Below are 14,604 nucleotides of genomic sequence, written 5' to 3' on the forward strand. Positions count from 1 at the left end.
ATGAAAGACTCTGAAAAACTCAACCTGCAACGCCGCCGTGTCCTGATGGGCATGGGCGCTGCCGGTGTCGCGCTGGCCGGATCAGCCCTGAGCTGCCCGGTTATGGCGGCTGCACCTGCGCAAGTCACCGAAGCACCGAGCAGCGACAAGACCGAAGACCGTCACGATTTCCACGGTGTGCATCAAACCGGCATCGTCACCCCTCGCCCGGCGTCGGGCATGTTGGTGGCGTTCGATGTGTTGGCCAGCGATCGCGAAGATCTCGAGCGACTGTTCCGCACGCTCAACGAGCGCATCGCCTTCCTGATGAAGGGCGGACCGGTCGCGCAGATCGATCCGAAACTGCCGCCGCCAGACTCCGGCATTCTCGGCCCGGTGGTCACCCCGGACAACCTGACCATCACCGTGTCGGTGGGCGAATCGCTGTTCGATGAGCGCTTCGGCCTGGCGGACGCCAAACCCAAACGTCTGCAACGCATGGTCGGCTTCCCCAACGATGCGCTGGAGGCCGATTGCTGCCATGGCGACCTGAGTCTGCAGTTCTGCGCCAACACCGCCGACACCAACATCCACGCCCTGCGCGACATCGTCAAGAACCTGCCGGACCTGTTGCTGGTGCGCTGGAAACAGGAAGGCAGCGTGCCGCCGCAAGCCCCGGCCAAGCCCGGTGTGCCGGCGCAATCGGCGCGTAACTTCCTGGGTTTCCGTGATGGCTCGGCCAACCCCGATTCCAACGACGATAAAGCCATGGATCGCCTGGTATGGGTGCAACCGGGCAGCGACGAACCGGCCTGGGCGGCGCACGGCAGTTATCAAGCGGTACGGATCATCCGCAACTTCGTCGAACGCTGGGATCGCACGCCGTTGCAGGAGCAGGAAAGCATTTTCGGTCGGACCAAGAACACCGGCGCGCCGATGGGAGGTCACCACGAAAGCGAGGTGCCGGATTACAGCAAAGACCCGGAAGGCAAGCTGACAAGGCTCGACGCGCACATTCGCCTGGCCAACCCGCGCACCGCCGCCAGCCAGGCCAACCTGATCCTGCGTCGACCGTTCAACTATTCCAATGGCGTCAACAAGAACGGCCAACTCGACATGGGCCTGCTGTTCATCTGTTACCAGGCTGATCTGGAAAAAGGCTTCATCACCGTGCAGACCCGCCTCAACGGCGAACCGCTGGAGGAATACCTCAAACCGGTCGGCGGCGGTTACTTCTTCACCCTGCCGGGTGTGACGGGCGACAAGGACTTTATCGGGCGCTCGCTGCTCAACGCCACACAACCCAAAACAGCCGCATAAAACAACTTCAACACTGGAGCCGCCCCCATGAAAAAGACGCCACTCGCGTTATTGCTGACCCTCGGATTGCTCAACACCCCGCTGTCGGCATTCGCCGCAACAGCACCGCTGGATCTGGTCGGGCCGGTGTCGGACTACAAGATTTACGTCACCGAACAACTCGATGAACTGGCCAGCCACACCCAGCAATTCACCGACGCCGTGAAGAAAGGCGACCTGGCGACCGCGCAAAAACTCTACGCACCGACCCGCGTTTTCTACGAGTCGATCGAGCCGATTGCCGAGCTGTTCAGTGACCTCGATGCGTCCATCGATTCTCGCGTCGATGATCACGAGAAAGGCGTGAAGGCTGAAGATTTCACCGGTTTCCACCGCATCGAATATTCGCTATTCGCACAGAAGAGCACCCAGGGCCTCGATGCATTGGCGGATGGCTTGAACAAAGACGTACAAGACCTGCAAACCCGCGTGGCGGGCCTGACCTTCCCGCCGGAAAAAGTGGTGGGCGGTGCTGCTGCGCTGCTGGAAGAAGTGGCCGCGACAAAGATTTCCGGTGAGGAAGATCGCTACAGCCACACCGACCTGTATGACTTCCAGGGCAACATCGATGGCGCGAAGAAAATCGTCGATTTGTTCCGTCCGCAGATCGAGCAGCAGGACAAGGCTTTCATAGCGAAAGTCGACAAGAACTTCGCCACCGTCAACAAGGTGCTGGCCAGGTACAAGACCCAGGATGGCGGGTTTGAGACGTATGACAAGGTCAAGGATAACGACCGCAAGGCGCTGGTCGGACCGGTGAATACCTTGGCGGAAGATCTTTCCACGTTGCGTGGGAAGTTGGGGCTGAACTGAGTGTTGTAAGGTTTTTCAGGGCCTCATCGCTGGCAAGCCAGCTCCCACAGGGTTTTGCAGTGCTCACGGATTTTGTGAACATCGGCCAGACCTGTGGGAGCTGGCTTGCCAGCGATGACGTCAGCAGGCTCGCCGCATCATCCGGATCAATTTACAGAATCCGGTAAAGCAACCGCTCAATCCGCACCCGACTCACGCGCTTGAGAAACTTCGCCACCCCGGCCGGGTATTCCGGCAAGGTCTCCAGATCGTGGAAGCTGGAAATCCGCGAGGTATGGCGGAAGATCGCCTCCAGCTCCTGCGCTCGCGGGTCCACCCACTCGCCTTTGGGATCATCGATCAACAACGCATTTTCCAGGTCCAGGCGGAACGCCCGTGGATTAAGGTTGTTGCCGGTCAGCAGCGTGTAGCGCTGATCGATCCACATGCCCTTGAGGTGATAGGTGTTGTCGCCGTCACGCCACAGGTGCAGATTCAACTGACCGCTGTCGATGCTGCGCTGATGGCGTTTGGCGAAGCGGCGCAGGCTGATCTCGTACAGGTACGGCAGCGCTGAGATCACCCTGAACGGCTCGCTCGGCGGGATGTAGAAGTCGTTGGCGGTCTTGTCGCCAACCACGATGTCGATCTTCACGCCACGGGCCAGCGCGCGGTTGATCTCGCGGATCACCCCTAGCGGCAGGTTGAAGTAAGGCGTGCAAATGGTCAGCTGCTTTTGCGCACTGGCGATCAATTCGAGAATCGCCCGGTTCAGCGGGTTGTTCTTGCCCACGCCCAGCAATGGACTGACCGACAAACCTACTCTGGCGGTGCTGCCGGCACTGGTGTCGTACGCCGCGTGCTTGAGGCGGCTGCGCAGATCGCCAATGTCGTTACGCAGGCTGCGGGTGGTCGGCAGATTCGGCAGGTCGAGGCGATGCACCGCTTTGGATTCGATCAGGCCATGCTTGACCAGGTGATGCATCGAGTCCGCCAGCTCAGGGCTCTGCAGGACGTGATAGCGGTCGAAACGGTACTTGTCGAACTTGTGCAGGTAAACGTTGTTAAGGCTGGCGCCGCTGTAGACCACGCAATCGTCGATCACGAAGCCCTTCAAATGCAGCACGCCGAACAGTTCGCGGGTTTGCACCGGTACACCGTAGACCGGCACTTCGCTCTGGTGGGTGCGGGTCATTTCCTGATACCACGCCGAATTACCCGGCTGCTTGCCGGCACCGATCAGCCCGCGCTGGGCGCGCAGCCAGTCGACCACCACGGCAATTTCCAGCTCGGGACGCGCGAGTTTGGCGGCGTGCAAGGCATCGAGGATTTCCTGACCGGCTTCGTCTTGCTGCAAATACAGCGCGACGACATAGATGCGCTGGGTCGCCGTAGCGATTTTCTCCAGCAGGCAACGGCGGAATTCGGCGGCGCCGGACAAAATGGTCACGGCCTCGGCGGTCAGCGGAAAGCTGCGCAGTTTAGGCAGCAGAGAGCGTTTGAAGAGCAACGGCATAGGGCTCGCAATGGGTCGAATCCGAAGAACCCGAGAGCTTACACCATCGATCCCTGCGGGTCTTGTGAGGGTCTGTAAAGAGATCGAAAGATCGCAGCCTTCGGCAGCGCCTACAAGGTGTTCACAATCCCCGTGCAGGCGCTGCCGAAGGCTGCGATGCTTTGACTTTAGAAAATAACTTGCCAATGAAGAACGACCGTTCTACTGTTCGCCACATGAACGAAATCACCGACACCTCAACTCGCGACATCATTCTGGATGTCACCGAAAAGCTGATCTATAGAAGTGGCATCGCCGCCACGGGCATGGATCTTCTGGTGAAAACCGCCGGCGTCTCCAGAAAGAGCATCTACCGCTACTTCACCAATAAAGATGAGTTGGTGGCTGCCGCCCTGCAACGCCGCGACGTGCGCTGGATGCATTGGTACCGGAGCGCTGTCGATCAGGCCGAAACGCCGGCCGATCGCCTGCTCAACCTGTTTACCGTGCTCAAGGGCTGGTTCGCCTCGGAGGGCTTTCGCGGCTGCGCCTTCATCAACACCAGCGGCGAGACCAGCGACGCGCAAGATCCGGTGCGTCTGGTCGCCAGGGAACACAAACAGAAGCTGCTCGACTACGTGTGCGAGCTGTGTACCGAACATGGCGCCAGGGATCCGCAGTTGCTGGCCAAACAGCTGCTGATCCTGATTGACGGCGCCATTACCGTAGCGCTTGTGATGGGTGATCACAGTGCCGCCGATAATGCGCAATGCATGGCGCGCAAGTTATTGGACCTGTAACGCCTTAATAGGCCAGACAAGTTGTTTAAACGTTGAATCTATCGGGAGACTGATCATGTCTACTGCAGCTCAGGTACGTCCGCCATTGCCACCCTTCAACCTTCAATCGGCCATCGAGAAAGTTCGCCTGGCCGAAGACGGCTGGAATTCCCGTGATCCCGAGAGGGTCTCGCTGGCCTACACCCTCGAGACGAAATGGCGCAACCGCGCCGAGTTCGCCAACAACCGGGAAGAGGCCAAAGCCTTCCTCACCCGTAAATGGGCGAAAGAGCTGGACTACCGGCTGATCAAGGAACTCTGGGCCTACTCGGACACGCGCATTGCGGTGCGCTATGCCTACGAATGGCATGACGATTCCGGCAACTGGTTCCGCTCCTACGGGAACGAGAACTGGGAGTTCGACGACAACGGTCTGATGTTCCAGCGCTATGCCTGCATCAACGACCTGCCGATTCAGGAAAGCGAGCGCAAGTTCCACTGGCCGCTGGGCCGTCGCCCGGATGATCATCCGGGACTGTCGGCGCTTGGTCTGTAACCCGCAACTATAGAAGCTGCGGCACGCTGCGATGTTTTGATCTTGCTCTTAAAAAACAGATCAAAAGATCGCAGCCTCGTTTCACTCGACAGCTCCTACAGGGGGACTTGGGTTTTGCTCAATGTAGAACCGTCAGCGCAAATCCGATCGAACTCATGGCAAACCTGCCGGGTCAACCGGCCATACCCGCCATGAGACTCGGAGACCCACGATGACCGATTATCCAAAACCACCCTTCCCTGCGCAGGCCCAATCCGTTCCCGGTTCGCAACGCAAAATGGAGCCGTATCCTGATTGCGGCGAGCAAAGTTACGTTGGCTCGGGCCGACTGGCCGGCAAGATCGCCCTGATCACTGGCGGCGACAGCGGTATCGGCCGCGCTGTGGCCATTGCCTTTGCCCGTGAAGGCGCTGACGTTGTCGTCGCTTACCTCAATGAACACGAAGACGCGAAGGAAACCGCACGCTGGGTCGAACAGGCCGGTCGCCAATGCCTGTTGCTGTCGGGCGACCTCGCGCAAAAGTCCCATTGCCAGGAACTGGTCGATCAAACCATTGAACACTTCGGCCGCATCGACGTGCTGGTCAACAATGCCGCGTTCCAGATGACCCACGAAAACTTCGAAGACATCCCCGATGACGAATGGGTGATGACCTTCGACGTCAACATCACGGCGATTTTCCGCCTGTGTCAGGCAGCGATCAAACACATGCGCCCCGGTGCGTCGATCATCAATACCAGCTCAGTCAATTCGGACATGCCGAAGCCGAGCCTGCTGGCTTACGCCACCACCAAAGGTGCGATCGCCAACTTCACCGGTGGTCTGGCGCAGATGCTCGGGCCCAAGGAAATTCGCGTGAACTGTGTGGCGCCGGGGCCAATCTGGACGCCTCTGATCGTCTCGACCATGCCTGATGAAGAAGTGCAGAACTTCGGTGGCAATACCCCGCTGGGGCGTCCCGGCCAGCCGGTGGAAGTTGCGCCGATCTACGTTCTGCTGGCATCCGACGAAGCCAGCTACATCACCGGCCAACGCTATGGCGTGACCGGCGGTAAACCGATGCTCTGACATTCGCCCCTGATCAGTGCCGCCCCGTCCCGTGTAGGAGCTGCCGCAGGCTGCGATCTTTTGACTCTAGAAGACCAGATCAATAGATCGCAGCCTGCGGCAGCTCCTACAGGGAATTCGGCGGGAAAAATGAACACGACGCCCGGTCCGGCCAGTACGAGAGATGAATCATGAGTTTTACCGTGTGGGTGGCCGTGCTCGGCGCCGTGTTGCTGACCCTGGCGCTGACCTCCTCCTATTTGCGCTGGATGCCGGTGACCACTTCGGCAGTGTGCTTGCTGCTGGGTGTTGCAATTGGCCCCAGTGGCCTGGATCTGCTGAAACTGTCGCTGGATGACGCCTCGTTGTGGATGGAGCACCTGACGGAAGTCGCGGTGCTCTTTTCGTTGTTTGTCTGCGGATTGAAACTGCGCCTGCCGCTAAGTGACAAGCGTTGGCGGATCGCGTTCGGCCTGGCCGGCCCGGTGATGGTGCTGACCATCGCTGGCGTCTGCCTGTTGCTGCATTGGGGCTTGCAACTCGCATGGGGGCCCTCGTTGCTGATCGGCGCGATTCTGGCGCCGACCGACCCGGTGCTCGCGGCGCTGGTCCAGGTCAACGACGCGAGGGACGTCGACAGCGTACGCTTCGGCCTGTCCGGCGAGGCCGGGCTGAATGACGGTATCGCCTTTCCTTTCGTAATCCTCGGGTTGGTATTACTGCAGGCCGATAGCAACACGGGACTATGGCAGGACTGGATCTTGCGCAGCGTGTTATGGGCTGTACCCGCCGGGTTGCTGACCGGTTATTGGATGGGCCGTGGCATCGGCCGCGTGACATTGTCATTACGCATCCACAACGAAGACAGCACCCTGAGCCCCAATGACTATCTGGCGCTGGCATTGATCGCGCTGGCCTATGTCGTGGCCGAAGCCATCGGTGGCTATGGCTTTCTGTCGGTATTTGCTGCGGGACTGGGCCTGCGTCAGGTGGAAGTTCAATCCACCGGTGCCAGCCAGCCGCCCGCCGAGCATCTGGTGCAACCGGTAGTCGGTCACCTGAATGCGGAACCGCAGCATGCCGTGCATGGCGATACCGAACGGATGGAAGACAGTCAGGTTGCTGCCGGGATCATGATGGGTGACATGTTGTCGTTCGGGGGCCTGGTCGAACGGGCGATGGAAGTGTTTCTCGTCACACTGTTGGGTGTTGTGCTGATTGCACACTGGGACTGGCGCGCGTTACTGGTTGGCGGCGTGTTGTTCTGCCTGATTCGCCCGCTTTGCGTTGCGCTGATGCCGTGGGGTTCTTTGCTGCAGGGACAGCAACGGTTGCTGATCGGCTGGTTCGGCATACGCGGGATCGGCAGCCTGTTCTATCTGTTTTATGCCTTGAATCATGGGCTGAGCGATTCGGTGGCCACGCTGTGTACCGACCTGACGCTGTCGGTGGTGGCGCTGAGCATTTTGCTGCATGGCATCAGTACGCAACCGATCCTTGCGCGATATGAACAGCGCAAAAAGCGCTCCCGGCAATAACTGCTGAACGTTGTGATGAAAAAAATGGATCGCTCTGCAACTGCCGACGGTCACAACCTTAACTCCCTGCCGCACCCTGCGACGGGGTACGGCAGGTTCGGTTCCCCTGCGGCATCGCGCCCTGAAAAGGAATCCCGATATTTAAGGTTACGGTCATGAAAGAATGCTCGACTCCTGCGCAAATCAAGGCTTGCAGGGCTTTGGCCCTGGAACGCAATCGTCAATTGTTCGAAGAAGCACACGCGTTGAATCGCGCGGCTTATCAGTTACTCGAAAGCGGGCAACTGGATCTCGAACAGTTTGAGCACTATCGGGCTTTACGCCGAAAAGCCGATGTGAAGTTTGCCGATGCGATTGAGCATCTGTGCGTGCTGAACGAGGATTTCCCGCCGATTCCGATGTCGGTGCAGAATTCGCAGGGGTTGCGTCGGGAGTTGGAGACGGCGGAGTAAGCTGAAAAGCCCCTCACCCTAACCCTCTTCCCGAGTCAGAGGGCTGGGGTGAGGGGCTGTTGATCTTCGACTCTGGTAGCCAAAACCTAGCCCCCAGGATTCGTTACCTGAATAAACACCGCATAACTGCCCAACATCACCCAGAACGTGGCAAAAATCCACGGCGTGCGCACCGAGAACAACAGCGATTTACGGTAGCCCTTGTGGCTCGACTCCGTCTCGCTGAACAGGGGTGATTCGTCATACGCCAGGCCCATCAAAGGCTCGCTGTGCAGCAAATGGCTCTGCTTGAAGTGCCAGTGGTCGATGATGTCGTACGCCGCGCGAATCCCAGGCCAGGCGTTGAGCGAGCTGAGCAGCCCCAACAGCGCCAGAAACGGTGGCACCACCAAGGTAAACAACTTGCCCCATTCCGGGTTGAGGTTGGACATGCACGAAGCAAAGGCAATCACCAGGAACGATTGCGCCGCCAGATAGGCATCGGTGCGATTGGCGAGGATGCTGGTTTCGTACTGGATTTCGCGCCGATAGAAGTCCAGACGTTCCTTGGGTGAGCCGAACATCTTGGCGTCATGTTCGGTCTGGATTTCTTCAGCGGTCGGGTGGGTCAATATGCGAGACACGAGACGCGGGCTCCGGGGCAGGTAAAAAACTTAGAAACCCCCTGCCTCACACTAGTTCAGCCGAATATCCCCGAAGCTCATTTCATCGACAGGGCAATGATCTCCACAAGATTCAACTGCGTGAACGGTTTCGGCAGGCGCGGCAACTGCGCGGCAAAGCCTTCCAGGCGCTCGGCGTAACCGGTGGCCAGAACGATCGGCAGATCAGGTTTCAGCACCCGCACCGCGTGGGCCAGTTGCGCGCCGCTCATGTGCGGCATGGCCATGTCGGTAATCATCAGGTCGATGACCTCGCCTCGGTCGAACAACGCCAGCGCCTCAGTGCCGGAGGTTGCGCTGACCACGCGGTGACCGAGGTCTTCGAGCAGCAGACTGGTGCTGGTCAGCACCAACGAGTCGTCGTCCACCACCAACACGCTTAGCCGCGGTACAACGATCGGAGCGGCCGGCGGGAACAAGGCCTTCGCCGTTGTGCCCTCGCCGGCTACCGGAATCCACAGTTCGGCGGTAGTACCGTTGGCCTTTTCACTTTTGAGGATAAAGCGGCCGCCGAGCTGTTCAATGAAGCCATGCACCATTGACAAACCCAGACCAGTGCCTTTGCCCACGCCTTTGGTGGTGAAAAACGGGTCGCGGGCCGAAGCGAGCGTCTGCGCGTCCATGCCGTCGCCGGTGTCAGTCATGCTCAGGCAAATGTAACGCCCCGCCGCCAATTCCGTATGACCGAGTTCAAGCACGACTTCGCGTTGCGCAGCAATGGTCACGCTGCCGCCCTCGGGCATGGCGTCGCGCGCGTTGGTAGCCAGGTTGAGCAGCGCCAATTCGAGTTGGTTGACGTCCGCCAACACCGGTTCCAGGTCTTCGGGGAAATCTGTATCGATGCGAATGCCCGGCCCCAGCGAGCTGCGAAGCAGGCCGGTAATGCCTTGCACCAGTTGCGGTATGTCTACCGATTCGGTCTTGAGCTCCTGACGCCGGGCGAATGCCAGCATGCGCTGGGTCAGTGACACGCCGCGCATTGCGCCTTGAGTGGCGTTTTCCAACAGGCGGATGATTTTCGGGTCGTCGCCAATGCGTTTCTGGACGATTTCCAGATTGCCGAGAATCACCGTCAGCAGGTTGTTGAAGTCATGCGCTATGCCGCCACTGAGCTGACCAATGGCCTGCATTTTCTGCGCCTGGGCCAGCGCCTCGCGGGTCTTTTCCAGCGACTGCTGGGCCTGATGGGCTTCGGTCACGTCGCGGGTGATTTTGGCAAAACCGAGCAACGTGCCGGTTTCACCGCGAATCGCATCGACCACCACGTGCGCCAGAAATTGCGTACCGTCCTTGCGCACACGCCAGCTTCGACTCTCGAAGCGGCCTGTTTCGGTGGCTATCGCCAGCGCCCGCTGCGGCTCGCCGCGCTCGCGGTCCTCGGGGGTATAGAAAATGGAAAAATGCTGACCGATGATTTCTTCCGGCAGATAACCTTTGATCCGCTGGGCGCCCTGGTTCCAGTTGCTCACCCGACCTTCGGGGCTGAGCATGTAGATCGCATAGTCGGTTACACCCTGCACCAGCAAACGAAACTGCTGTTCACTTTGCTTGAGGGTTTCCTCGGCCATCTTGCGGTCGGTGAGGTCACGAGTGATCTTGGCGAAACCCAGCAGTTTGCCATTGGGGTCAATGATCGGGTCGATCACCACATGGGACCAGAAGTTGGTGCCGTCCTTGCGCACGCGCCAGCCTTCGCCTTCGAATCGCCCTTCGCGGATCGCCGTATCAAGTGCCCGTTGCGGCAATCCGGCTGCGCGATCATCGGCTGTATAGAACCGCGAAAAGTGCTGACCGAGAATTTCCGCCTCTTCATAACCCTTGAAGCGTTTGGCGCCGGAGTTCCAACTGGTGATGATGCCGTCGGGGTCGATCATGTAGATCGCGTAGTCGACGACCGCATCGATCAGAAGCCTGAAACGCATCTCTTCGATCGCTGCGCACTTGTTGTTATCGCTCATCACACTCACCAGCCGTTGTCATGAGCGGAAGTATGCGGCAATCCGGGGAATTGGGAAGCCGGCGCCTCATTATTGATCGCCCACCAGCGCGGCAGCAGTTGCTGGACGCGGCTCTCGGCAAAGCGGTCGTCGATCAGCATCACAACCCCGCGATCTTCGCGTGTGCGAATCACCCGGCCGGCGGCCTGCACCACTTTCTGCACGCCGGGATAGAGATAGGTGTAGTCGTAGCCGGCGCCAAAGATCGCCGCCATGCGCCGTTTCAGTTGTTCATTGACCGGGTTGAGCTGCGCCAGCCCAAGGGTGGCGATGAATGCGCCGATCAAGCGTGCGCCTGGCAAATCGATGCCTTCACCAAACGCACCGCCCAGCACCGCAAAGCCGACGCCCTGGCTGTCGGCGGTGAACTGGTCGAGAAACGCCTGTCGCGCCCCTTCGACCATGCCCCGCGATTGCTGCCAAAGGGTGATGTGCGGGTGCCGTTCGGCCAGCAAAGTTGCCACTTGTTGCAGGTAATCGAAACTGCTGAAGAACGCCAGGTAGTTGCCCGGCCGTTCGCTGAACTGGCGGGCGATCAGCTCGACGATCGGCTCAAGCGATGCCTGGCGATGGTTGAAGCGCGTCGAGATGCGACTGACGATCTGCACCTGCAACTGCTCGGCGCTGAACGGCGATTCGACGTCGATACACACGGTGTCGGCGGGCGTACCGAGCAAGTCGGCGTAATAGTTGCGCGGGCTCAGGGTCGCGGAAAACAGCACGCTGCTGCGCGCAGCCTTCAGACGCGGACCGATGAACGCCGCCGGGACCACATTGCGCAAACACAGTTGCGACAGCGGACGTTTGCGGTCGAGGTCGCGCTTGCTGATGTCGAACAGGTAATGCTCGTCGTACAGCTCCGCCACCCGGCCAAATTGCAGCAAGTCGAAATAGAAGTTCTGCAAACCGCTGTCGAGACCTTGCGGATGGTCATTGAGGTAATCGCCAATCGCTGCGCAACACAGGGAAATCGCCTGCAAGAGCTTTTCCGGGGCTTTGTCGTAAGCCTGATAAGCCGCCAGTTGCGGCGCATGCAGCGCGTTCCATTCGCGATTGACTCGTTGCAGCGAATTCTTCAGCGGTGCGGGTGCGGTTTTGCGCACACTGCCCAGCGTGGCCTGATCGAGACTGGCGCTGTACATCTGCCGGCCGCGCTCGACGAGGTTGTGTGCCTCGTCTGCCAGCACGGCGACTTTCCACTGATTGAGCTGCGCCAGGCCGAACAGCAATGCGCTGAAATCGAAGTAATAGTTGTAGTCGGCGACCAACACGTCAGCCCAGCGCGCCATCTCCTGACTCAGGTAATACGGACACACCGTATGCTGCGCGGCGACTTCACGCATCGCGGCTTGATCGAGCAGGTTGATGCGACTGGCCGCTTCACGGGCAGCGGGCAAGCGATCATAAAAGCCTTGGGCCAACGGGCAGGATTCGCCGTGGCATGCCTTGTCCGGGTGTTCGCAGGCTTTGTCCCGCGCGACCATCTCCAATACGCGCAACGGCAAGGTTGGCGATTGGTCGAACAACACCTGGCTGGCGTCCAGCGCCAGTTTGCGCCCGGGTGTCTTGGCGGTGAGGAAGAACACCTTGTCCAGTTGCTGCGGCGCCAGAGCCTTGAGCATTGGAAACAGCGTGCCGAGGGTTTTGCCGATCCCGGTCGGGGCCTGCGCCATCAGACAGCGACCGGTGCTGATCGCCTTGAACACCGATTCGGCCAGATGGCGTTGACCGGGACGGAAGTCTGCGTGGGGAAAGGCCAGTTGCTGCGCGGCCAGATTGCGCGCCTCGCGGTGGGCCATTTCCTGTTCGGCCCAGTACAGAAACAGGCTGCATTGCTGCTCGAAAAAAACCTGCAAGGCCTCGACGCTGAATGCTTCGACCAGACAGGTTTCCTTCTCGCTGACGATGTCGAAATACACCAGCGCCACGTTGATCTGCGCAAGATCAAGTTTGCGACACATCAGCCAGCCATAGACCTTCGCCTGCGCCCAGTGCAACTGCCGATGATTGGCCGGTTGCTTGCTCAGGTCGCCCCGGTAGGTTTTGACTTCCTCCAGGCAGTTCTGCGCCGGATCGTAGCCATCCGCCCTGCCCTTGACCTTCAGTTGGCGGAACGTGCCTTCCAGCGCCACTTCGCTCTGGTAGTTGTCACTGCGCCGCGAGGCCACCGTGCGATGGCCGGCAATGCCTTCGAGTGCCGTCGGTGAGGGCGTGAAGCGCAAGTCGAGATCGCCAGTCTTGGCGGTGAACTCGCACAGCGCCCGCACCGCAATGCTGTAGCTCAAGCGCTCTGCTCCGCCCATTGCACGTAACACACGGCCACTGGCATCTGATGTTCATGGCAGAACTCCAGCCAACGCAACTGGTTGTCCTGCAAGCGGTCACCCGGGCCTTTGACTTCGATCATCCGGTAGGTTTTGTGCTGCGGCCAGAACTGGATGAGGTCGGGCATCCCGGCGCGGTTGGCCTTGATGTCGAGCAGCAAGCGGCTGAACCAGTGTTTGAGGTGAGCCGCGGGCAAACAGGCCAGTGCTTGCTCCAGCAGCGTTTCATTCAACGCGCCCCAGAACACGAACGGCGACTGCACACCCCACTTGGCGACGAATCGCTGGCGGATGGTATCGGCATAACGACCGTCGTCCAGCTCGGTGAGACAGGCCTGAAACAGCTCGGCGCGGCGTTGCTGAAAGTCTTCGTTGAGCAGATCAACCGGGCCGCGCTGGAATGGGTGAAAGAACGCCCCCGGCAGCGGCGCGAAAATCGCCGGCCAGCACAACAGACCGAACAACGAGTTGATCAGGCTGTTTTCCACGTAATGCACCGGGCCCTCGTCGTCGTGCAGATGCGCCTGCACATGAAACTCCACAGACCGCGCCGGATCGATGCGCGGCAAATGCAGATCGAGACGCTCCACCGGTCGCGGCGCCAGCCGTTTCAACGGCGGGCCGCCGAGTTTGCGCCGCAGGCGGGGCAGGATGCGTTGCAGGCCTTGCTGTTCGGTGGCGCTTTGCGGCGCCTGTTCGGCCAGCGTGCCGAGTTCCAGCGCCAAGCCGTATTCGCCACAACGCTCCAAGACCCGAATCATGCGCAATCGTGCGCCGGGATAGGCGCACGTCCGGTAAATGTCCAGGGCCAGGGCAAACTCGCTGATGCGCTCGCAATACTGGCCGATCTGAAACAACACCTTGGCGCGTCGACGCTCCAGCCACGGGTTGTCGAAATGCAAGGCGCTGACCTGTTCAACAATGGTTTCCAGCGGCTCACCCGCCTCGAAACGCAGTTGGCATTGGTGCAGAAACAGGCAGGCATCGACGTCTTCACGGCTGCGCAAACCACGGGAATCGGCGCAGAACTCGACTTTTTCATAGGTGAAGATGCCAAGGTCGGCCAGCACGAACTCCGACCAGTCCTGATACAGGTTGCCGAAGAACATCAATCGCAAGCGGTCGCACAGGTCCATGATGGTCAGGCTGAACAGGCGATCCTGCAGCGCCGGCGCCCAGTCACGCAGCGTGCGCGGATCAGTGAACTGCTCGGCCAATGCTGGCAGCCAATCGTCCTTGCGCCCCTTGGGTTGTTCGATGAAAGCGCCGAAGGCTTGCAGGATTTCGGCTTTGAGCAGTACGTCGAACAGCTCTGTGATCGCCAGCGCTGCATGCTCGTCGATCCAGCCCTGCTCCAGCAGCGGATGCGCCGCTTGGCCGATGTCACCGATTTCCGGGTAGTTGAGTTTGCCGGCACGAAAATGTGCACCCTTGCGCATCACCAACCGCACCAGCAAACCCTGCGAAGCACGCGGCAACGCCTTGAAGTCACGCATGAACGCATGCTCTGCTTCACACATCACATCGGCATAGCGAAGCTCAAGCCATTCAAGCACTTGCCGGAAGTTGTTGAGGTAATAGAACGGATCGTCGAGTGGATTGGCAGTCACGGGAATTCTGGGC

The 14,604-nt window shown here is 59.8% G+C and carries 12 protein-coding genes; 7 read left to right on the plus strand and 5 right to left on the minus strand.

The window, feature by feature from the left end; genetic code table 11:
* Together efeB and efeO are read left to right on the plus strand one after the other, a co-directional pair.
* Nucleotides 1-1,299: an iron uptake transporter deferrochelatase/peroxidase subunit gene (efeB, locus tag AB4P97_RS09885; RefSeq protein WP_042559238.1), complete on the plus strand. Its 1,299-nt coding sequence runs from the start codon at nucleotides 1-3 to the stop codon at nucleotides 1,297-1,299.
* Nucleotides 1,300-1,326: 27 nt separating this feature from the next.
* Nucleotides 1,327-2,151, plus strand: a complete 825-nt coding sequence (gene efeO, locus AB4P97_RS09890; protein WP_042559239.1) for an iron uptake system protein EfeO — start codon at nucleotides 1,327-1,329, stop codon at nucleotides 2,149-2,151.
* A 151-nt stretch (nucleotides 2,152-2,302) separates the two neighbouring features.
* Here efeO and pssA read toward each other — a convergent pair whose 3' ends face one another.
* Nucleotides 2,303-3,646 (minus strand): CDP-diacylglycerol--serine O-phosphatidyltransferase, encoded by a 1,344-nt coding sequence (gene pssA / locus AB4P97_RS09895; RefSeq protein ID WP_047301145.1) that lies wholly within the window; start codon nucleotides 3,644-3,646, stop codon nucleotides 2,303-2,305.
* 215 nt (nucleotides 3,647-3,861) lie between these two features.
* On the opposite strand from pssA, the gene AB4P97_RS09900 reads away from it, so the two are divergent.
* The 5 genes from AB4P97_RS09900 (at nucleotide 3,862) to AB4P97_RS09920 (ending at nucleotide 7,998) form a co-directional block, all read left to right on the plus strand.
* Nucleotides 3,862-4,425, plus strand: a complete 564-nt coding sequence (locus tag AB4P97_RS09900; RefSeq protein WP_395602570.1) for a TetR/AcrR family transcriptional regulator — start codon at nucleotides 3,862-3,864, stop codon at nucleotides 4,423-4,425.
* A gap of 55 nt (nucleotides 4,426-4,480) precedes the next feature.
* Nucleotides 4,481-4,960 (plus strand): nuclear transport factor 2 family protein, encoded by a 480-nt coding sequence (locus tag AB4P97_RS09905; RefSeq protein ID WP_042559242.1) that lies wholly within the window; start codon nucleotides 4,481-4,483, stop codon nucleotides 4,958-4,960.
* Nucleotides 4,961-5,171: 211 nt separating this feature from the next.
* Nucleotides 5,172-6,029 (plus strand): SDR family oxidoreductase, encoded by an 858-nt coding sequence (locus AB4P97_RS09910; protein WP_042559243.1) that lies wholly within the window; start codon nucleotides 5,172-5,174, stop codon nucleotides 6,027-6,029.
* A gap of 170 nt (nucleotides 6,030-6,199) precedes the next feature.
* Complete coding sequence (locus AB4P97_RS09915) at nucleotides 6,200-7,546, plus strand: sodium:proton antiporter (protein ID WP_115148098.1); 1,347 nt, start codon at nucleotides 6,200-6,202, stop codon at nucleotides 7,544-7,546.
* Nucleotides 7,547-7,701: 155 nt separating this feature from the next.
* Nucleotides 7,702-7,998 (plus strand): hypothetical protein, encoded by a 297-nt coding sequence (locus AB4P97_RS09920; RefSeq protein ID WP_047301153.1) that lies wholly within the window; start codon nucleotides 7,702-7,704, stop codon nucleotides 7,996-7,998.
* An 86-nt stretch (nucleotides 7,999-8,084) separates the two neighbouring features.
* Here the strand turns inward: AB4P97_RS09920 and AB4P97_RS09925 are convergent, their stop codons facing one another.
* The 4 genes from AB4P97_RS09925 to AB4P97_RS09940 form a co-directional block, all read right to left on the minus strand.
* A complete protein-coding gene (locus AB4P97_RS09925; protein ID WP_210624533.1) occupies nucleotides 8,085-8,621 on the minus strand; it encodes a hypothetical protein in 537 nt (178 codons plus the stop codon).
* A 77-nt stretch (nucleotides 8,622-8,698) separates the two neighbouring features.
* Nucleotides 8,699-10,618: a PAS domain S-box protein gene (locus AB4P97_RS09930; RefSeq protein ID WP_395602571.1), complete on the minus strand. Its 1,920-nt coding sequence runs from the start codon at nucleotides 10,616-10,618 to the stop codon at nucleotides 8,699-8,701.
* A 5-nt stretch (nucleotides 10,619-10,623) separates the two neighbouring features.
* Entirely contained in the window at nucleotides 10,624-12,942 is a 2,319-nt protein-coding gene (locus AB4P97_RS09935) for an ATP-dependent DNA helicase (protein ID WP_395602572.1), read from the minus strand.
* Complete coding sequence (locus AB4P97_RS09940) at nucleotides 12,939-14,591, minus strand: VRR-NUC domain-containing protein (protein WP_395602573.1); 1,653 nt, start codon at nucleotides 14,589-14,591, stop codon at nucleotides 12,939-12,941. The genes AB4P97_RS09935 and AB4P97_RS09940 overlap by 4 nt, the downstream gene beginning before the upstream one ends.
* Between the last annotated feature and the right edge of the window lie 13 nt (nucleotides 14,592-14,604).

It is taken from the genome of Pseudomonas sp. A1230 (assembly GCF_044218825.1).
Classification (GTDB): Bacteria; Pseudomonadota; Gammaproteobacteria; order Pseudomonadales; family Pseudomonadaceae; genus Aquipseudomonas; species Aquipseudomonas iridis.

Bases quoted from the DNA above. Each gene is read 5' to 3' on its own strand.
- AB4P97_RS09905 (WP_042559242.1), top strand. From the start codon at position 4,481: ATGTCTACTGCAGCTCAGGTACGTCCGCCATTGCCACCCTTCAACCTT.
- AB4P97_RS09915 (WP_115148098.1), top strand. From the start codon at position 6,200: ATGAGTTTTACCGTGTGGGTGGCCGTGCTCGGCGCCGTGTTGCTGACC.
- pssA (WP_047301145.1), bottom strand. From the start codon at position 3,646: ATGCCGTTGCTCTTCAAACGCTCTCTGCTGCCTAAACTGCGCAGCTTT.
- AB4P97_RS09910 (WP_042559243.1), top strand. From the start codon at position 5,172: ATGACCGATTATCCAAAACCACCCTTCCCTGCGCAGGCCCAATCCGTT.
- AB4P97_RS09930 (WP_395602571.1), bottom strand. From the start codon at position 10,618: ATGAGCGATAACAACAAGTGCGCAGCGATCGAAGAGATGCGTTTCAGG.
- AB4P97_RS09920 (WP_047301153.1), top strand. From the start codon at position 7,702: ATGAAAGAATGCTCGACTCCTGCGCAAATCAAGGCTTGCAGGGCTTTG.
- efeO (WP_042559239.1), top strand. From the start codon at position 1,327: ATGAAAAAGACGCCACTCGCGTTATTGCTGACCCTCGGATTGCTCAAC.
- AB4P97_RS09900 (WP_395602570.1), top strand. From the start codon at position 3,862: ATGAACGAAATCACCGACACCTCAACTCGCGACATCATTCTGGATGTC.
- efeB (WP_042559238.1), top strand. From the start codon at position 1: ATGAAAGACTCTGAAAAACTCAACCTGCAACGCCGCCGTGTCCTGATG.